The sequence below is a fragment of the Collinsella sp. AM41-2BH genome (assembly GCF_003468085.1).
Classification (GTDB): Bacteria; Actinomycetota; Coriobacteriia; order Coriobacteriales; family Coriobacteriaceae; genus Collinsella.
In genome coordinates, this window is the sequence record NZ_QSGH01000026.1 from 1 (window position 1) to 18,489 (window position 18,489).

The 18,489-nt window shown below is 57.5% G+C and carries 19 protein-coding genes and 2 pseudogenes; 14 read left to right on the top strand and 7 right to left on the bottom strand.

What is annotated here, in order from left to right; genetic code table 11:
- From DW899_RS10615 to DW899_RS09685, 4 genes and pseudogenes are all read left to right on the top strand, one after another.
- Positions 1-220, top strand: a pseudogene (locus DW899_RS10615) (hypothetical protein); the annotation flags it as partial.
- Between the two features lie 296 nt (positions 221-516).
- A complete protein-coding gene (locus DW899_RS09675) occupies positions 517-870 on the top strand; it encodes a helix-turn-helix transcriptional regulator (protein ID WP_089572337.1) in 354 nt (117 codons plus the stop codon).
- Between the two features lie 269 nt (positions 871-1,139).
- Positions 1,140-1,469, top strand: a complete 330-nt coding sequence (gene mobC / locus DW899_RS09680) for a plasmid mobilization relaxosome protein MobC (RefSeq protein WP_002569185.1) — start codon at positions 1,140-1,142, stop codon at positions 1,467-1,469.
- Positions 1,430-1,945 (top strand): annotated as a pseudogene (locus DW899_RS09685) (relaxase/mobilization nuclease domain-containing protein); the annotation flags it as partial. The gene mobC and the pseudogene DW899_RS09685, both read left to right, overlap by 40 nt.
- 54 nt (positions 1,946-1,999) lie before the next feature.
- Here DW899_RS09685 and DW899_RS09690 read toward each other — a convergent pair.
- The 4 genes from DW899_RS09690 to DW899_RS09705 all read right to left on the bottom strand — a co-directional run bounded on the left by DW899_RS09690 (position 2,000) and on the right by DW899_RS09705 (position 6,406).
- Positions 2,000-2,320 (bottom strand): multidrug transporter, encoded by a 321-nt coding sequence (locus tag DW899_RS09690; RefSeq protein ID WP_117800899.1) that lies wholly within the window; start codon positions 2,318-2,320, stop codon positions 2,000-2,002.
- A gap of 448 nt (positions 2,321-2,768) precedes the next feature.
- Positions 2,769-3,707, bottom strand: a complete 939-nt coding sequence (locus DW899_RS09695) for a helix-turn-helix domain-containing protein (RefSeq protein ID WP_117800902.1) — start codon at positions 3,705-3,707, stop codon at positions 2,769-2,771.
- 393 nt (positions 3,708-4,100) lie between these two features.
- Complete coding sequence (locus DW899_RS09700) at positions 4,101-5,180, bottom strand: 6-phosphofructokinase (RefSeq protein WP_117637633.1); 1,080 nt, start codon at positions 5,178-5,180, stop codon at positions 4,101-4,103.
- A gap of 140 nt (positions 5,181-5,320) precedes the next feature.
- The gene (locus DW899_RS09705) at positions 5,321-6,406 is read right to left on the bottom strand and encodes a carcinine hydrolase/isopenicillin-N N-acyltransferase family protein (protein ID WP_117637634.1); all 1,086 of its coding nucleotides are present in this window, start codon (positions 6,404-6,406) and stop codon (positions 5,321-5,323) included.
- Positions 6,407-6,567: 161 nt separating this feature from the next.
- Here DW899_RS09705 and DW899_RS09710 point away from each other — a divergent pair, with 161 nt between their 5' ends.
- The 3 genes from DW899_RS09710 to DW899_RS09720 all read left to right on the top strand — a co-directional run bounded on the left by DW899_RS09710 (position 6,568) and on the right by DW899_RS09720 (position 9,034).
- Positions 6,568-7,953 carry a M18 family aminopeptidase gene (locus DW899_RS09710; protein WP_233539962.1) on the top strand — a complete coding sequence of 462 codons (1,386 nt, stop codon included), beginning with the start codon at positions 6,568-6,570 and terminating at the stop codon, positions 7,951-7,953.
- A gap of 213 nt (positions 7,954-8,166) precedes the next feature.
- The gene (locus DW899_RS09715) at positions 8,167-8,547 is read left to right on the top strand and encodes a translation repressor RelB (RefSeq protein ID WP_117584152.1); all 381 of its coding nucleotides are present in this window, start codon (positions 8,167-8,169) and stop codon (positions 8,545-8,547) included.
- Positions 8,540-9,034 (top strand): PIN domain-containing protein, encoded by a 495-nt coding sequence (locus DW899_RS09720; RefSeq protein WP_117800905.1) that lies wholly within the window; start codon positions 8,540-8,542, stop codon positions 9,032-9,034. The genes DW899_RS09715 and DW899_RS09720 overlap by 8 nt, the downstream gene beginning before the upstream one ends.
- A 232-nt stretch (positions 9,035-9,266) precedes the next feature.
- Here DW899_RS09720 and DW899_RS09725 read toward each other — a convergent pair whose 3' ends face one another.
- The 3 genes from DW899_RS09725 to DW899_RS09735 form a co-directional block, all read right to left on the bottom strand.
- Positions 9,267-10,202: a D-2-hydroxyacid dehydrogenase gene (locus DW899_RS09725; protein ID WP_117736128.1), complete on the bottom strand. Its 936-nt coding sequence runs from the start codon at positions 10,200-10,202 to the stop codon at positions 9,267-9,269.
- A 132-nt stretch (positions 10,203-10,334) separates the two neighbouring features.
- Positions 10,335-11,222, bottom strand: coding sequence for a type I methionyl aminopeptidase (gene map / locus DW899_RS09730; RefSeq protein WP_055252493.1), 888 nt, complete (start codon positions 11,220-11,222; stop codon positions 10,335-10,337).
- A gap of 55 nt (positions 11,223-11,277) precedes the next feature.
- A complete protein-coding gene (locus DW899_RS09735; RefSeq protein WP_117800908.1) occupies positions 11,278-12,054 on the bottom strand; it encodes a radical SAM protein in 777 nt (258 codons plus the stop codon).
- Positions 12,055-12,279: 225 nt separating this feature from the next.
- On the opposite strand from DW899_RS09735, the gene DW899_RS09740 reads away from it, so the two are divergent.
- The 7 genes from DW899_RS09740 to DW899_RS09770 all read left to right on the top strand — a co-directional run bounded on the left by DW899_RS09740 (position 12,280) and on the right by DW899_RS09770 (position 18,406).
- The gene (locus DW899_RS09740; protein WP_117637637.1) at positions 12,280-13,077 is read left to right on the top strand and encodes an alpha/beta fold hydrolase; all 798 of its coding nucleotides are present in this window, start codon (positions 12,280-12,282) and stop codon (positions 13,075-13,077) included.
- 211 nt (positions 13,078-13,288) lie between these two features.
- Entirely contained in the window at positions 13,289-15,169 is a 1,881-nt protein-coding gene (locus DW899_RS09745) for a diguanylate cyclase (RefSeq protein ID WP_158565197.1), read from the top strand.
- Positions 15,170-15,193: 24 nt separating this feature from the next.
- On the top strand, positions 15,194-15,550 hold the full coding sequence (locus tag DW899_RS09750) for an Hpt domain-containing protein (RefSeq protein WP_117584145.1): 357 nt from the start codon (positions 15,194-15,196) through the stop codon (positions 15,548-15,550).
- A 251-nt stretch (positions 15,551-15,801) separates the two neighbouring features.
- Positions 15,802-16,341, top strand: coding sequence for a hypothetical protein (locus tag DW899_RS09755; RefSeq protein WP_147349749.1), 540 nt, complete (start codon positions 15,802-15,804; stop codon positions 16,339-16,341).
- A gap of 8 nt (positions 16,342-16,349) precedes the next feature.
- Positions 16,350-16,679 carry a helix-turn-helix transcriptional regulator gene (locus DW899_RS09760; RefSeq protein ID WP_089572320.1) on the top strand — a complete coding sequence of 110 codons (330 nt, stop codon included), beginning with the start codon at positions 16,350-16,352 and terminating at the stop codon, positions 16,677-16,679.
- Positions 16,680-16,823: 144 nt separating this feature from the next.
- Positions 16,824-17,585, top strand: a complete 762-nt coding sequence (locus DW899_RS09765) for an ABC transporter ATP-binding protein (RefSeq protein ID WP_117800914.1) — start codon at positions 16,824-16,826, stop codon at positions 17,583-17,585.
- A complete protein-coding gene (locus tag DW899_RS09770; RefSeq protein WP_117800916.1) occupies positions 17,582-18,406 on the top strand; it encodes a hypothetical protein in 825 nt (274 codons plus the stop codon). Before DW899_RS09765 ends, DW899_RS09770 begins: the two co-directional genes overlap by 4 nt.
- The last annotated feature ends 83 nt before the right edge of the window (positions 18,407-18,489 follow it).

Here is an 18,489-nt window from a genome sequence, read left to right on the forward strand (position 1 = left end):
ATACGTTGGTGAAAATGGTGAAAAATATATTGACGCTAACAGGGGGGCGCTCGGGTTCCTGACGCCGGCGCGCGTGCTGCGGATGGCCCTCGGCGAGGACGCCTCCGCCCTCATGGACGCGTTCGGGATAGAGGAGCTGGCGCCCGGCGAGCTCGACCTCACGCCCGGCTGCATCGACAGGGCCAGGGCCGCGAGGGGCGAGGGGCCGCTGGCGGGATAGGCGGCGGGCCGGGACATGGGCCGGAGGGCCCGTTGCGCTGAGTCCGGAACGGCTGCGCGGCGGGCCGGCGGAGCATGCGGCGGCGGCATGGTGGCACCGGCCTCCACAGCCTCTCCACCTGCGGAAACGAGGCGACGGCCAGGTGCCGGGAGCTATTCCCGCGTTGCGCTAGCTGCGGAAACGCGGGACCCGTTCAGGCTGTTGCGTTGAGATTGAAAATCAACCCTAACTGATTGAATTGTGTAGACATATCCAAGAAGAAAGGGGAACAGTAAAATGTAAGAGGGTGAATAACTATGGCAAAAAGACCAGTACCACGATACGACTTCAAGGCTTTTGGGGCAGCGATAAAGGCAGCGCGTGAAGGACGCAAAGAGAGCCGCAAGAAAGTAGGCGACGAAATGTTTATCTCGCCGCGTTACCTTGCGAACATTGAGAACAAGGGGCAGCACCCAAGTTTACAGATATTCTTTGAGCTGATACAGCGTTACCATATATCCGTAGACCAATTCCTGTTAGACACGCCCGCCGCAAAGGACACGCAGCGGCGGCAGCTTGACGCGCTCCTTGACGATATGAGCGATACGGGCATACGGATTGTGACCGCAACGGCAAAAGAGATTTCCGAAGTCGAAAAAGAGGGCGAATAGGAATGTCCGGCTTAAAACTGAACAGGATTTAGAAAGCGTTGTAATCTTTTTTTGAGATTGCAGCGTTTTTCTTTTGCGGAAGTTTGGCAAAATCGCTTTTTCTCCGTAGTAAGGGATAAGAGCCTAAAAGATAAAAACATTCGTAGCAAGCATAGGAAGCGGGTACCCACTTCCGTATTTTCGCCCTCCCGCGCTGCGGCGCGTCGGTTGAAAATTGCTTGTTGGGAAGTGTCCCAAACCCTCGGAACGGAAAGGAAAGGAGCGAACACATGGACGGACGCAAAAGGACGGTGCAAATCAAATTCAGAGTGACGGAAGCGGAACGGGATTTAATACTGGAAAAAATGAAGCTCGTACCCACCCGGAACATGGCGGCATATCTGCGGAAGATTGCCATTGACGGGTATATCATTCAGATAGACCACGCCGACATAAAGGCAATGACCGCAGAGATACAGAAAATCGGTGTCAACGTCAACCAGATAGCACGCCGCGTAAACGCGACGGGGAACGCATACCAAGAGGACATAGAGGAAATAAAGGGGGTGCTTGCGGAGATATGGCGGTTACAAAGATTAAGCCTATTAAAAGCACTCTAAGCAAAGCCCTTGACTATATCGAAAACCCGGACAAGACGGACGGGAAAATGCTTGTGTCATCTTTCGGCTGCTCCTATGAAACGGCAGATATTGAGTTTGAATATACCCTGTCGCAAGCACTCCAAAAGGGGAACAATTTAGCCTTTCATCTGATACAGTCCTTTGAGCCGGGGGAAGTCGATTATCAGAAAGCCCACGAAATCGGGAAGCAGCTTGCCGACGCGGTAACAAAGGGGCAGCATGAGTATGTACTCACGACGCACATTGACAAAGGACACGTCCACAATCACATTATTTTCTGCGCCGTAAACTTCGTAGACCACCACAAATACAATTCCAACAAAAGGAGCTATTACGGCATACGGAACATGAGCGACAAGTTGTGCCGGGAGAATGGCTTGTCCGTCGTCGTTCCCGGCAAGGGCAGCAAGGGAAAGAGTTATGCAGAGTACCAAGCAGAAAAGACGGGTACAAGTTAGGTGGCCCGGCGTTCGCCCCGTTTTGCTGGGGATGTCTGTCGTTCAGTGCTCTTACTGGCCAATCCAGTGTTGCGCATAGCTCTTAATGTCCTCGGTAAAACCGTCAAGGTCGTCAAGGGTGATCACGCTGTCGATAAGCAAATTGGCTATCTCGCGGTGCATTGTGCTGCGGCGAATGTCGTTTGCAATTACGCCTGAGGACAGCTTGTCTCTATTGAGGCGCTCTTCTAGTGTCCAAAATCTACTGGACGCTTCGCTGTCGCCGTTCAGCATCTCAACGTACTGGGCGATGAGCTTTTCCATATAACGTTCTTGCCATTGAGGAAGCATTTTCTTAAATAGCTTCCAGTCGCTTTCGGCTACGTCGCGCATATGTCCTCCGCTCGTCAAACGGGCTTTCCATTTGCCTTTCATTCTATTTGGTTTTCGCTCACAGGCGTGGATGAGAGGCTCTCTTTAGCCTTCGAGATTGGGCTTGTATGGGTCGTATGCCACAAAATGGGCCTATCTACTACGTTTGCTACCACACCCTCGACCGTGACAAAGATTATGAAATTAAAACCGCAGGTAGAGGGCTTGCCAATTTTCGGAAAAGGCGGGTATGGTCGGCCCTCTCGAGTTAAACGTAGTAAATAGGCCCTTTTCTTGGCGCGCGGTCAGCTCAATGCTAATCTCCGTGCCGGAACTGACCCAGTTGTTTGTAAGTTGCGGTGATATACGGACTGTTTGGCGCTTTGGAGCTTCAAAACAGTCCCTATCTCACCGCAACTTGGAAGGGGCAGGCGGTGTCGGATGAGTGGCGCTGGCTGGTTGGGGTGGTTTAGGCCTGTTTGCGGCACTTCCATTGTTTACGGCACCAACGCATGAGTGCTTTTACGACCGGGATGGTGATGAGTATTACCCAGGCGGGATGGGGTTGCCCCAGGCAGAGCCACATGTAGAGGAACCATGTCTCGGCACTGACTGAATAGACGACATCGATCAGCTTAGATAAGCGGCGTTGATCGATAAAGTCGCCAAGCGCGTAATAGACGGGAATCAAAAAGACGAGGAAGAGGCCCGTAGCCCATGTGCTGTAGACAATGCCGAGCACCAGATAGGCGAGAGCGACAAGTGCGGGGAAGGGGAATTTGTTCCATGCACGTCCGACCTTGGTGTGGAAATGCTTGCCATGATGGTCGAGCTTGTCGTGCGCCTCCTTCCAGCTGGAAAACGTCTCGCCGTCGATGGTGACGGTGCCATCGTCATTGGTATGCACGCTATGCCCATCGTCCTCAAGCGTATCGATATACAATCCGTCTGGCCCCACATGGACTTCTTCACCCTTGCGCTCGTTGGTCACATGGATGCCGCTCCAACCAACATGAACCTCTTCGCCTTTGTTGGGGTCAATAACGTGGATGCCGCGCGCGAGGGAAATATCGACAAGTGGCTTATCGCTGCAATCAGCGTGTTCAGTAGAAGCCTCAGCCTCCTCAGCCTTATCTGAAGCTTTGGTGCCGGCGTTGCTGTTCTGCGCCTCATCATCAGCCTGCGAGTCGTCAGTGCTATCCACCGCCTCCCCATACAGCAGCTCATCCAGCGACACGCCATACAGCGCGGCGAGCGCAATAAGGTTATCGGTATCGGGAGAGGATTCGCTGCGCTCCCATTTACTGACAGCCTGACGACTCACACCCAGCTGGGCGGCAAGCGCCTCCTGAGAAAGCCCAGCAGCCTTGCGGCGATCGACGAGCCGCTGTGCCATCGCAAGATCCATGACAGTTCCTTTCATGTGGTGACCGTAATCGAATGAGCCGAGTATGCCGAGAACAACCGGTAGCGACCACCATTTCTAGTTAGAATCTGCCCCAACCCTACCGCAACTACCGGTAGCAACCCCTAACGACCAGCCATTTCAGGACAAATGTCAGTGCTACTCTCAGCTAAGAGCCTGCAACATCCCAAAATCTCAGCCCACGCACCCGCAGCAAGAAGACGAATAGCCTCGGCCTCCCTAGTTACCGCAGGAGGCCTCAGGGCTTACATCCCAAATCTTTCCGCAGGACGGAAGGACCCCGCCGCGCGAAGCGCACGGCGGGGTCCTGACATGTCCGAGGACGATTTGGGATGTAAGCCCTGGGGTCTCCGATGAGAGCAGTTTCGGCCGAGGCTATTCGTCGCCGAAGCTGATGCCCAGCGCCTTGGCCTCGCGCACCAGGTCGCTCTGGGGGTCGACAAACTTGAGCTTGCCGGCGACCTCCTCGAGCGGCATGTGGCACATCTTGCCGTCACGCAGGGCAATCATGTAGCCAAACTCGCCGCGTAGGCACCCCAGTGCCGCCTCGACGCCGCACTGGGTCGCAAAGATGCGGTCCTGGGCGTCGGGTTGGCCGCCGCGCTGCGTGTGGCCGGGGATGGCGACGCGGGTCTCGCGACCAGTCTTGGCCTCGATCTCCTTGGCGATGTCGTAGACGATCGACGGACTCGTGCGCTCGGCGAGCTTTTTCTTGTACTCCTTCTTGGGCAGCGCTGCGTCCTCCTTGGAGATAGCGCCCTCGGCGACGGCTACGATGGTAAAGCGGCTGCCGGTCTCCATGCGATGCTCGATGGTCTTGATGACGTTGTCCATGTCGTAGGGGATCTCGGGAATCAAGATGACGTCCGCGCCGCCCGCGACGCCGGCATACAGCGGAATCCAACCGACCTTGTGGCCCATGATCTCGATGACAAACACGCGGCCGTGACTCGAGGCAGTGGTGTGGATGTCGTCGATGCACTTGGTGGCGACGTCGATGGCGCTCGTAAAGCCAAACGTCAACTCGGTGCCCCAGGTGTCGTTATCGATGGTCTTGGGCAGGGCGATAACGTTGAGGCCTTCTTCGCGCAGGCGGTTGGCGGTCTTGGTGGATCCGTTGCCGCCCAGCATAAACAGGCAGTCGAGCTGCAGTTTATGATAGGTGTGGACCATTGCGGGCACCTTCTCGACGCCGTCGGCCTCGGGAATGTCCAGGCGCTTGAACGGCGTGCGGCTCGTGCCCAGGATGGTGCCGCCGCGGGTGAGGATGCCGCTAAAATCGGCGGGCGTCATGACGCGGAACCTGCTGTAGATAAGGCCCTGGTAGCCATCCTCAAAACCATAGATTTCGATAGGCTCTTTGCTATTGGTCATAAGCGTTTTGACAATGCCGCGCATGGTGGCGTTGAGCGCCTGGCAGTCGCCGCCACTGGTAAGAAGACCGATCCTGAGCATGATGAATCCTTCCGGGCAAGTTATAACATGCGCATAAGTTTACCCCCGCACACTGTTGATGCGGGGGTAAAACGTGTTAGCTCAAGCGTATAGAAATGTAAGCAACGTCAGGCGAGCGTAAGGACGACGGTGCCAGCTCCTTACAGCGCGAAGGCGTCGACGTCGCCCCAGTGGCGGCGCAGCGTGATGGCGGCAGCGGGCTCGGTGTTGTCGAAGACGACCGACCACTGCGTGTTGCTGGTGATGTCTTCCGGATTGGGCTCTTGCGCCGCAGCGCGTAGGGCCTTCCAAGCGACTGCCTCGTCTTGGGCGCCGGTATGGGCGTCGAGGACATCGGCGATGGCGATGGCGCGCTCCTTGCCATGGCCCAGCTCGCCATTCTTTTGGTTGGGCAGCACTTCGTCGCCATAGCAGGCGTAGAAGTTCGTGACCTGGCGTACGGGCGTCGCCTTGCATGCACGGTCGGGATCGCGCGGATCCCACTCCACCACCCGCGCGTCACCGGCGGCGTCGTTGATAAAGAAGTGATAGTCGCGTCCGGCCATGGCGTGCATGTCGTAGGCAGAAAGCAGGTCGACGGCCTCCTGCGTGGTGGCCGCGCGGTCGAGCACCAGACGGATGGCGAGCGAAGTGTTGATGACGGGGCGTTGCGTGTCCTGGTCACAGGGCTTGGAATCCAGAGTGAGTACGGCAATGGACACGCCGCATTTGTTAACACCGTCGAGCTGGGTAAACGGGCCCATGAGTGCGGCGGCACGTCCGGCGACGGAGTCAAGCGGAGTGTTATCGCCCAGGTTGTTAAGGGCGGCAAACCCGATGGAGGCATAGCCGCCGCGTGGGTGATTGCGCACCAGCAGCACCGAGGTGTCGTCCTTAAAGTCGTAATTGCGACCGGTGCGCACGCGGCCTTCGGCATCTACGGCGGCAAAAGCGCTGCAGGCAAACTGGGGCGCCTGGACATGTGCCGGCGCACCGGGCAGCACCTGCGCCACCACGGCATCGATGTAGGCCTGATCGTCGCACACGCCAGCGGCGATGATGCGATCAAGATCGTAGCCGTAGGCGATGTCGATTGCGTACAGGTCATAGCCATCCGCATAGTCGGTCAAGCGTTTGAGCGACGCGACGGACTTGATTTGCTTGCGGTAAACGATGCCGGTGGCAGCGGCAAGGCCGACGGCGGCTCCCGCGACACCGCAGGCGATGGCAATGTTACGTGGCTTCATGACGGCTCCTCTCGTCCTGTTGGCGCAATTGTCGCAAAAGGAGCGCGGGCATGATGGCTCAACTTGGTGAGCGGTGCGGAATTAAGCACGGAATGAAGAGTGCGGCACTGGCGTGGCGGGGTATGCTGGAGGGGACCATCAACCCAGCGAAAGGGGAGAGCATGACGGATCAGGAAACGCCCGAGCGCGTGCATGTGACGGCCGACGATATCGAGGCCGCCAACGACCTTATCGACTTTATCGAGGCATGCCCCAGCATGTTCCATACGGCGGCGACCATTATGGCCGAGCTCGACGAGGCGGGCTTTACCTACCTGCCCGAGAATGCGGCGTGGGATATCGAACCGGGCGGGCGTTATTACACGCAGCGCAACACCTCGAGCGTCGTTGCCTTTAAGGTGGGCGAGGACCTGGCCGCGACGTGGGGCGAGGACGGCGTTGCCGGCGACTATCATTTTCAACTCACGGCGTCACACAGCGATTCGCCGACGTTTAAGGTTAAGGCCGTGCCCGAGCTCGACGGCGCGGGCGAGACGCTGCGCCTGAACACCGAGGCCTACGGCGGCATGATCGACTACACCTGGTTCGATCGCCCGCTGGCACTTGCGGGCCGCGTGCTGGTGCGCGAGGGCGACCGTATCGAGAGCCGCTTGCTCGCTACCGAGCGCGAAGTTGCCATTATCCCGAGCCTTGCCATCCATATGAATCGTGGCGTTAACGAGGGCTTTGCGCCCAACCGAGCTGTCGACCTGTGCCCGCTCATCAGCGCCGGCGAGCTTAAGCAGGGTGACTTCGATGCCCTGATCGCCGAAGAGCTGGACGTTGAGCCCGAGCAGATTCTGGGCCGCGATCTGTTCCTGGTCAATCGTCAGGATGCGCGCATTTGGGGCTGGGCCGACGAGTTTATCTCGACGCCCAAGCTCGACGACCTGGCCTGCACCTACACCTCGCTGCAGGCATTTTTGGGTGCCGAGAATGCGCACGACGTTTCGGTCTTCTGCTGCTTCGATAACGAGGAGGTTGGCTCCGAGACCAAGCAGGGCGCCATGTCGACGTTCTTGGCCGACGCGCTGCGCCGCATCAACGGATCGCTGGGCTTTGACGATGAGTCGTACCACCGTGCGCTTGCCGCTTCGATGCTCGTGAGCTGCGACAACGCGCATGCCGTGCACCCCAACCACGCCGAGAAGTGCGACGCCCGCAACCAGGTTGTGCTCAACGGCGGCATCGTCATCAAGGAAGCCGCCAACCAGCACTACTGCACCGATGCCTTTAGCCGCGCGGTGTTCCAGGCCATCTGCGATGACGCCGACGTGCCCACGCAGGCCTTCGCCAACAAGAGCGACATGGCCGGCGGCTCCACGCTCGGCAATCTGTCCAATATGCAGGCGAGCATGCATGCCGTGGACGTGGGCCTGCCTCAGCTGGCCATGCATTCTAGCTACGAGACCGGTGGCGTGCGCGACGTGGTATACGCCATCCGCGCCCTCACGGCCTTCTACGAGCGTGACCTGAACATCAACGGCGCCGAAAGCGTTGAGCTCTAAAACCTACCAAAAAGGGATGTTAATTTTGGCAGGTTTTATCTGGGCAAATGCAAAGGGTAAAACCGAACTACATCGGTGATGCGTAGCCGCCGAGGTGCAGTGCGCCTCGGCGGCTTTTGGTGCGCAGGATACGGCTATGCTTCAAAATGCTATACATGCTTTACGTATTTAACATAGTGTTTTATGATGATTTTGGAGTGGTAAGGAGGGATCATGACTACAACGGCCGCTCAGATCAACGTGCGTCTCGATGCCGATCTTAAAAGGAGCGGCGACGCTGCTCTCTCCAAGGCCGGTATGACGCCGAGCCAAGCGGTGCGAGCGCTCTGGCAGCTTGCAGCGTCGCTGGCCGATCGCCCCGGTGCGCTCGAGGATATCCTGCTGCCCAGTCGTGCCCGGGCGGAACAGCGCGAGCGCGAAAAGGCCGCCAAACGTAAGCTCGAGCTCATGGATCAGGGGTCGAAGCTGTTCGCTGCCGCTTGCTGTGAGTCGGGAATCGATATGGTCAAGGCTCAGCCATCGGACGACGAAGAGCTCAAACGGAATGCCTATGCGGATCGCTATGGCGAGGAGATGAGCTGGCTCTATGAGTGAGACTCCAAAGCGCATCTTGGTTGACGCCAACGTGTGGCTCGATTACTTCATTCCCTCACGACGTGGTCGTTCGGTGGCGATTGAGTTTTTACGCGATGCATGCACGGCACAGGTTGATTTGCTGTACGCGGCGACATCGTCCAAAGACCTGTTCTATTTGATTTCAAGTGAACATAAGGCATGGTATCGGCGAGAGCACGGTTCGCTTTCCCAGTATGCCGCTACGGTAGCGACTTCGCTTGCATGGGATTGTCTTAGCGTGCTGTCGCAGCTTGCCACGCCAGTGCCCTGTGACCTGAGCGACATCTGGATGGCGAGCAGACAGCGTGAGCTCCATAGCGATTACGAAGACGATTTAATCATTGCGGCAGCGATACGCGCTCAAGCAGATTTACTGGTCACCAACGATGTCAAGCTCTGTTCGCATGCTCCCGTCCCAGCAATGAACGTCGAAAACGCAAGAAACTATCTAACAACGCTTAAATAGCGCTAGACCCCTCTGGTCGAATAATGGTCAGCGAGAGTCCACAGGTAGGGCCGCGCCAGCAAAGCGCCGCAGGTTGAGCAAACGTCAGCGAGCGGTGTCCAGGGCGAACAAGTTGGCATGAAAAAGGCAAGGCATAGACCTTCTGGTCATGCCTTGCCTTTTGAATGACAAATTGTCGCCCTGGGCGGCGCGCAGCGTCGGCCGGTCCGCCGTTCGTTAGAACGGCGGAACCCTAATGTTCGATCCAGCAGCGCAGGGTCTCGCCGGCTTGCAGATGACGCAGGTTCTCCGCGGCGATGTCGACGACGTTGTTGAGCGTGGCGGCTAGGTGGAACCAGCCCGAGACGTGCGGCGTGATGAGCATGTTGGGCGCATCCCACAGGGGGCTTGTCTCAGGCAGCGGCTCGGGGTCGGTGACGTCGACCGCGGCGCCGGCGAGATGTCCCGATTCCAGAGCGGCAACCAAGTCGTCGGCGACCACAAGATCGCCGCGGCCGCCGTTGGCAAAGAAGGCACCCGGTTTCATCGCGGCGAAGAACTCGGCGTTCGCCAGGCCGCGGGTCTCGGGTGTGCTCGGCATAAAGGATGCAACGATGTCAGCCTCGGCCAGGCGCTCGGGCAGGGCATCCATGCCGTCCATGTCCTCAAACACAATGGGGTAGACGAGCGGATGGCGCTTGATGCCGCGGACGTGCGCGCCCATGCTGCGGCAGAGCGTGGCGAAGTGGCCACCGACATCGCCCGCGCCCAGCACCAGCACATTGGCGTTTTTGAGCGAGGTGACCGGCCCCAAATCCTCCCAGCGATGCTCGCGCTGCAAGTCGTGATAGCCGGGCAGGCGCTTCATCATGGAAAGGACCATGGCAAACATGTGCTCGCTCACAGCCTGACCGTAGGCGCCCACCGAGCAAGACAGTTTGGCGTCGGCCGGCACGGTGCCGGCGGCAAGGTAGTCGTCATAGCCGGCGGTCTGCAATTGCAGCAGCTGGAGATGCTCGCATGCCGTGAGCATGTCAGAGTCGATGTTGCCCAAGATCACGTCGGCGTCGGCGACCTGCTCGCGCGTGATGGCGTCGGCGCTCGTGTAGATAAAGTCCTCGCCCGGAGCGCTCGACTCAAGAATTGCGCGATGGCGGTCATTGACGGGCAGCAAAACCAGGATGTTCACAAACAGTCCTCTCCGCTCGACCTGCCAAAAAGGGACAGGTTTATTTTGGCAGGTTTTACCAGGTAAAACGCTAAAAAACGCCGGGCTTCGTGATGGTTAACATATCCATCGCGTAGCCCGGCGCATCCACGGCTACCAGCTGAGCAGTTCGTAGCCGTCCTCGGTCACCACGAGCTGTACCTCGCACTGGGCCGAATCGCTGCCGTCCTTGGTGCGCACGCACCAGCCGTCGCCCTTGCTAATCTTGATGTCGGGCGCTCCGGCATTGACCATAGGCTCGATGGTAAAGACCATGCCCGGGGCCATGATGGTATCCACATCGGGCGCCTCGGTGGTAAAGCCCACAAATGGGTCTTCGTGGAACTCCTTACCGATGCCGTGTCCGCCGTACTCGCGCACCACGCTAAAACCGGCGTCCTCGACGGTCTTTTGCACGGCCTCGGCCATAACGGACAGTGGCAGCCATGGCTTGACGGCCGCCAGACCCGCTTCCACGCTGGCGCGGGTGACATCGACCAGGCGCTGGCGCTCGGCCGAGACCTCGCCGATGCAGAACATGCGGCTCGAGTCGCTAAAGTAGCCGTCTAGGATCGTGGAACAGTCCACGTTGATGATGTCGCCCTCGTGCAGCACGTCCGTATCGCAGGGGATGCCGTGACAGACCACGTCGTTGATCGAGGTGCACACGCTCTTGGGGTAGCCCTCATAGTTGAGGTCAGCCGGCGTGCCACCGTGTTCGATGGTGTAGTCGTAGATCATCTGGTCGATCTGGTTGGTGGTCATGCCCGCGGCGATGTGCTCGCCTACGTAGTCGAGCACGCCCACGTTGATGGCGGCCGAGCGCTTGATGCCCTCGATGTCGGCGGGTGTCTTGTAGAGCGTGCGGGGCAGAACCTCCCAGCCCTCTTCCCACAAGCGCTCGAGGCGCTCATCAAAGGCGCTATGGCATTTCTTGTATTTCTTGCCGCTGCCGCACCAGCAAGCGTCGTTGCGGCCGGGCACGGGTCCATTGTCAAACATGGCTAACTTCCTTTCATTCGCAGCTAGTATAGCCCACTCACAGGGCAGCTGCGCGCTAGTAGCTCACCTGGCAGGGAATGCCGAGGGCTTGGACGCGCGCGGCAATGGCGTCGAGCACCTCGGGCGCCGCTTTAGCAAGGCCGGCGACCGGTGTCTCGCGCGCCACCGTGTAGATGGTCGCTTCTTGCGGGCGAATGCGCTCAAGCGCCACGAGCCAGGGGGCAACGTACTCCTCGCCGGTGTTGTCGATGGGCTTGCCCTGATACTCACCGGTCAAAAAGATCGTCTGGATAATAACGTGACCGTCAAAGCTTTCGAACGTCTCAATCTGGTGCTCGACGTCGTAGGGGCCAACAGGCTGGTCGAGCAGCTGGATAAACGCCGGGTCGACGGTATCGAGCTTAAGAATGTTGTCGTCGACCATCATGAGCGCATCGTGTACCTGGGGACGGTCGGCGCGTGTGCCGTTGGAGAGCACGGCGATCTTGGAGTTTGGGGCAAGCTCGTCGCGCAGCGCGACGGCGCCGGCGATGGCCTGCGGAAACTCCGGCGCGGCGGTGGGCTCGCCGTTGCCTGCGAAGGTGATCACATCGGGGAGCTCGCCCTCGGCTGCCATCTCGCGCAGCTTTGCCTCGAGCGCTTCGAGTACCACGGCAGCCGTGTTATACGGCTCATGGCAGGGGCGCTCGGCGTTGAGGCCGTTCTCGCAGTAGATGCAGTCGAACGTGCAGATTTTGCCGCTGGCCGGCATCATGTTGACGCCGAGCGAGAGACCAAGGCGACGGCTGCGAACGGGCCCAAAGATGGGGCTGGCATTCAAAAACGTAGACATAGGCATATGCTCCTCAAGACAATTGTGCCTAAGCATAGCATCGGCTCCAAAGCAAGGTGTGGGCTCTTGCTTTACAAGTTTCGTTTTTTCACGTCGCTCATGATGCCGTGCCATGAAAAGCCTCGGGTCGGGTACAGTTAATCTGTTAACAAGGCGTAAAGCAATGCGGGTCCATCCAACCGTGCTGACGTGCAACTGGATGAGCATTGATGATGGGGGCACAACATGGATTTTACGGTCGAGAATGCGGGCACCACGATTGCCTGTCGCGAATATGCCGGCCCGGATGTGTCGCCTGATACTCCTGCCTTGGTGTGCGTGCACGGCGCTTGTGTTGACGGCGTCTTTTTTGACGGTATCGCCCGCGAGCTCGCCTGTGACTACCGCGTCATTGCCTACGACCGCCGCGGCTGTGGTGGCAGCAGCGAAGCGGCAGACGGCAGCTATGATCTTGCCGCTCAGGCCGCCGACCTGCAGGCCGTGATCGAACACGTTGGCGCTCCGACAAATGTGCTTGCGCACAGCGCCGGTACGTTGGTGGCGCTGGAGCTTCTTCGCACTGAACCCCATCTCGTCGCCCGTGCGATTCTGCATGAGCCGGCTGTGTCGGCCGAAGGCGTCGGCATGGGCGCAGCTCCGGTTTTGCTCGATATGATTGCGGCTGGAAAGGTTTCAAGGGCGCTCCGGCTTTTCTTGGGAGCCCTCGGCGACTTGGACCCCGAGGCTCCTGGAACGACCGAGGCAGAAGCCAAGCATGCCCTGCGCAACGGCCGCAGTTTCATGGCAAACGAATACGGGATTACTATGACCTGCGTTCCCGATTGGGATAGCGTTCGCGCGTCGAAAACGGTGGCCGCCGTGCTCCTAGGCGAGCTCTCGATTGGCACGCCCCGCGAGGCTGGCACGCGAGCGGCTGCCGAATATCTCGATTGCCCTCTCGTGACGATCCCGGGCGCGCATAACGGTCTGCGCGATCGCCCGGCAGCGGCTGCCCGGGCTGTCCGTGGCATCCTGGGGCTCTAGCATCCGCAATAGCCAAAGCAGGCTTCATCCGCAAACGTTTCGGCCGTATTAACAAACGTGCTCAAAACCTCGCGTCTGCGGCTTCAATCGCGCCGTCTGCCAACTCATAAGAATGTGGCAGCATTCACGTGCTTACCTGCATCGGCAAGGTGTTACCCTTGTAACATTTGGAACCCACCGCTACCATGCGAAACTATCGAAAGGGCCCCATATGCTCAATAATCACGAGGTCAATCTAACCGACGAGGAGGCTGCCGCCGAGGTCGCCCGTGTCGCGAAGACCTACCCCGTGGTGCGTTTGCTGTCGGCCGATCAGATTAAGAGTGAGCCTAACTGCCTGCTCGCCGGTGATCGGTGTCCTTGTCTGCGTCAGTCAAGTCTTGAGGCTTTGGCAGACTCCGATGAGGTGTCGGAGCAACTGCTCAATGATGGCACTGAGTACCGCGCCCGTCTACGCCCTTTGAAGGTCGAGGGCGAGCCTCACGTCTTGCTGATGGTGCGTCCGATCGATGAGCAAGAGGCCGCAGAAGAGGACCTTGTCTACACCGACGTGCTGACGAATGTGCGCAATCGCCGATATTACGAGGAAAAGCTCCGTAGCACCCGCGTGAATGCCGGCGTTGCGGTGATCGACCTTGATGATTTTAGGGTCTTCAACGATACGTGTGGCCGTCATGCCGGCGACCTTGCGCTCGGTGCTGTGGCGACAGCCATACGCAGCGGAATCCGTTCGACTGACGAGCTTGTGCGCTATGGCTGCGACAAGTTTGTGGTTGTCATGCCCAATATTCCCTCCGATGACTTCACCCGTCGCCTGCATCAGGTGTCCGATGCCGTTCATTCCACGATTATTCCGGGCCATGAGTACGTGAGCTTGACGGCATGTGTTGGTGGCGTTCGCATTCATGGCGAGACGGTCGATGAGGGCGTTGGCCGCGCTGCTCAGTTACTGAGCCGCGCTAAGGCAAAAGCCGGTACGGTCGTGACCGATGCCGATTCCATCGAGGCCTTCCAAAGCGAAAAGCCTTTGGTGCTTATCGCCGATGACTCCGAGATGAACCGAGCCATTCTCAGCGAGATGCTCAAGGACGAGCATTGCATCCTCGAGGCCGATAACGGTCGTGCGGCGCTCGACATGGTCGACCGCTATGGCGATGAGTTGTCGCTCGTGCTGCTGGACATTGTGATGCCGGGCATAAGCGGCTTTGAGGTGCTGGCCGATCTGTCGCGCCGATCGGGTATCGATAATCTGCCTGTCATCATGATTTCGAGCGAAGATTCCGATGATGCGGTTCTGCGCGCGTACGAGCTGGGCGCCTCGGACTATATCAACCGCCCGTTTGACTCCCGTGTCGTGCGCCGCCGCGTAAGCAACACCATCCGCCTGTACGCCAAACAGCGCCGCCTGACGAACCTGCTGTCCCAACAGTACAACGAGCGCGTCAAGAACAGTCGCATGCTCATCGACATCATGGCCGGCGTCATGGAGCTTCGCAACGGCGAGAGCGGTAGGCACGTTACGAACATCGAAAAGCTGACCGAGCTGCTGCTTGGCTATCTGGTCCAGCGTAGCGGCACGATCTCCCTCGACAATGAGGAACGCTCCACGATCGCCCTGGCTTCGGCGCTGCACGATATCGGCAAGATGTCGATTGACGATGCGATCCTCAACAAGCCCGGGCGCCTCACGCCCGAGGAATTCGAGATTATGAAGACGCATACCACGATTGGCGCCAACATGCTGCTCGAGCTGGGCAGCCATCACGCCGGCAATGCGCTTATGGAATATGCGTACCAGATTGCGCGTTGGCATCACGAGCGCTGGGACGGCAAGGGTTATCCCGATGGCCTTAAGGGCGACGAAATTCCCATCGCCGCGCAGGTGGTTTCGGTGGCTGACGTGTACGATGCACTGACGAGCGTGCGCGTGTACAAGGACGCTATCCCGCACGAGGAGGCGATCCAGATGATCCTGGACGGTAAGTGCGGCACCTTTAACCCGCTGCTGCTCGATTGCCTGCTCGAGGTGCAAGACCAAATTGCCGAGACGTTGGCACGCCCCGCCGACGTCGTCGCGTTTCCCACGATTTAGTTTGACCAAAGGAGTTTTTAATCCATGATTTCCATGCGTGAGGCGTATGAGAAGATCGGCGCTAATTATGACGACGCGTGCGCTCGGCTGATGGGCGGGGAAATGCTTGCCCGCTTTGCCCTCAAGTTTTTGGATGACGAGAGCATGGACAAGCTGGAGGCTGCCATGGCGGCAGGAGACGCCGAGAGTGCGTTTATGGCAGCGCACACGCTCAAGGGCGTGAGCCAGAACCTGGGATTCGATAATCTGTACGAGCCGGCGGTCGTGGTAACCGAAGCGCTGCGCGGCGCTGATGCCGTTGACGGCGCCCGCGAGGGGATGCATGCGTTGCAGCAGCAATATGCGGCTACGATGTCGGCTCTGCGCGAGGCGGCCGAGTAAGAGGCTGTGAGCCTTGATGACTATGAGCGTGGATAATCTCCCGTTTTAGGCCCGGTGGCGGCCTCAAAGTGGGAGATTATCCACGCTCGTTCGATACGTGTCCAAAAATCCACGCTCACCTCTTCTGATTAGTGAATTGCCTATGCACACTGTCGGGGCTTTCCGCATGCAATCCATATCGTTGTTCGATAAACCGTTCGAATAACGATAGAGTCGATGAGGGTGAGTGTATGTCCAACAGCGTTCAGCGTATGGCCAAGGCGGGCGAAAATATCAGGAAGCTCGGTTTTTGCATGGCAGCCGTTTTTGCAGGGATGCTCGTCGCTTTTGCCGTGTTGGTTGTTTACGTGATCTGGTATGCGGTTGCAAACGTTGCTTCTGTCGATTCTTTCGGTGTCGTGACGCTTCTCGATGGCGGGTGCATCGTTATCCCAAGCGGACTGTGCATGGCGCTTGTTATGGGTATTTCGCTTGTCGTTCTGTGCGGGATCAGCCGTAACATCTCGCGAGGCGTCTCGCCCTTTACCAAGACGCATGTGCGGCTTATCCGTGTTCTCGCGCTTGCCTTTGCTGTTAACGCCGCGGTTTCGCTTGTTGGTGCCTATGGATCGGTCAATCTCACCATTGGCGGACTGGAGCTTTACATCGTGCCTCATTCCTTCGTTATTGAGATTTGCCAAGGCGCTACCTTTGATGCGGGGTCGTTTATCGGCGCAGTTGTCTGTTTATTTATCTCGGCGATCTGGAGTTATGCCTCGCTGCTCCAAGAGCAGTCTGACGAGCTTGTGTAGGAGGAAACATGAGCTATCTCATCATCGAGCTTGAGACGCAGCTGCTTAAGACCGGAAAGACCAGTGCTGATCTGATTCGGGCGACGGGGCATACTCCGGCTAATATTTCAAAGCTTAGAAACGGAAAGATAAAAGCTATTCGCCTAAAGACGCTCCTCGATATCTGTGATGAGCTTGATTGTCAACCGGGAGATATTATTCAGCGCGTGAGTGAGAAAGAGCTTGAGGAGCTTATTGTTGAGCGTGCAAAAAACGTTGTGAGGCAGATGCGGGACGGCGGAGGCAATGAGGCGTCGCTTCCGACATCAGTCTTTGCTGTCGATTTGAGCGACGAGTAGCTTAAGGCGAACAACTAAAACGAAATATCAGCGTGAAGGGACCCGTGTCTAACACGGGTTCTTTCTTTTAGATTATCTTGGCAAATATGAGTTATCGAAAAACAATAACAACTATGGAAAACGATAAAGGATGGAAGGAACGATATGAGCTGTTTTGCTATCAAGTGGAACAGGAGGACAATGAACGCATCAGCGATAAAGCTATCAAAAGTTTCAAAACGCTACGGGAAACGGCACGTTTTGCATGACGTTTCCTTCGAGGTGGATCAGTCTGAGCTTTGCGCCCTTGTTGGTGCAAACGGGGCGGGCAAAAGCACGCTTATTAAAATAGTGCTGGGCCTCTGTGAGCCATCGTCGGGGAGCGTGGAGCTCTTTGGAGGCAAGTCGAAAAAAGAGCTGAGCTTGATGCGGACGCGTGTCGGCTATGTGCCAGATTCCTGCGGAGCATACCAATCCCTCAGTGCGGCTGAGAATCTTCGGATCCGATGTGCGGAATGGGGACTCGATGAGAAACGTGAGGTTCCTCGCGTCTTGGGCCTAGTCGGGCTGGACGTCGATGAGAAAAAGAGCGTGAGCAGTTTTTCTCTGGGAATGAAACGGCGACTGGATATAGCTACGGCTTTATTGGGCGACACCGACGTACTAATTTTCGATGAGCCGGCAAATGGATTGGATCCGTTGGGCATCGAGAGTATATGGGCCCTTATCGGTCGATTGAATCGGGAGCAGGGCAAAACCATGCTTATCTCTAGCCACGACTTGGATGAGCTGGCATCGGTTGCAACAAGCTGCCTGTTTCTTCATGACGGTGAACTGCTGAAAAAGGAATCGATGGATGTCATAAGGGATGAGGCGTCGTCCCTAAAAGAGTATTACAGGCGCTTGATGAAGGCGGTCTCGCTATGAAGCGGGCGATTCATCCCATAAAGGCAGATATGATGCGTTTGCACAGGATGTTTCCGGCGATGTTTGGTCTTGCGCTTATGCTGGCGTTCGGCCTTCTCTTCGGTGTCTTTCTAAAAAACGGAACAACGTTGCTCGCCTTTGGCAATAGCGTTTTTGGGGAGGATATTGGTTTCTTCTGGAATGTAATCGATCTTTCTGCACCCGATGAGTCCCTTGTGCGCAGTGCTTTTGCCGGCACCTCTCTGTTCGTTCCACTCATCGTTTGCCTGGCGATTTTACAGGAGCGCAGCTATGAAGAGGGCTGCCGAATTTCTTTGGCAAGAGGTCTTAACCGCTTTCATGGGGCTCTAGCCCATGCATTTTCGTCTGCTTTAATAATTGGCGCAGCATATAGTGCGCTTTGCCTTCTTTTGTTTGCAATAGCCATAGCACGTGGAGGGCAAAACTACGCGCACGACATGCTGGCTTCATTTTTGCCTGCAATGATAGTCAACGCCGTATTGGTGATATCGGTTGCGCTGGAGACGGTGACCATCTATCGGATTACAGGCAGCGCTGTATTGAGCGGGGCTGCAATAATAATTGGATTTGTCATGAGCCTGACGCTCTACGGAGCCTTCCTTCAGGTGCCTACACCATCCTTGCGATGGATCTTCCTCCTTCCGGGGCCGTACCTTGGAGCCGGATGTGCCCTTGGGTATAGCGATATGGGGCAGCTGACGCTTCTGGGATATGGCGTGGCAGCTGGCTGTCTATCGGTATTGATTTACGCTCTCGTGACCTGTCGTGTCGGAGGTGTGCTCAATGGCTCGTCAGATTAAAAGACTTCTCCAGTCAGAATTGAAGCATGTGAGCAAATGGGCGGGTTGATTTCCGATCTCAACCGAACACATTGAGCTGATGG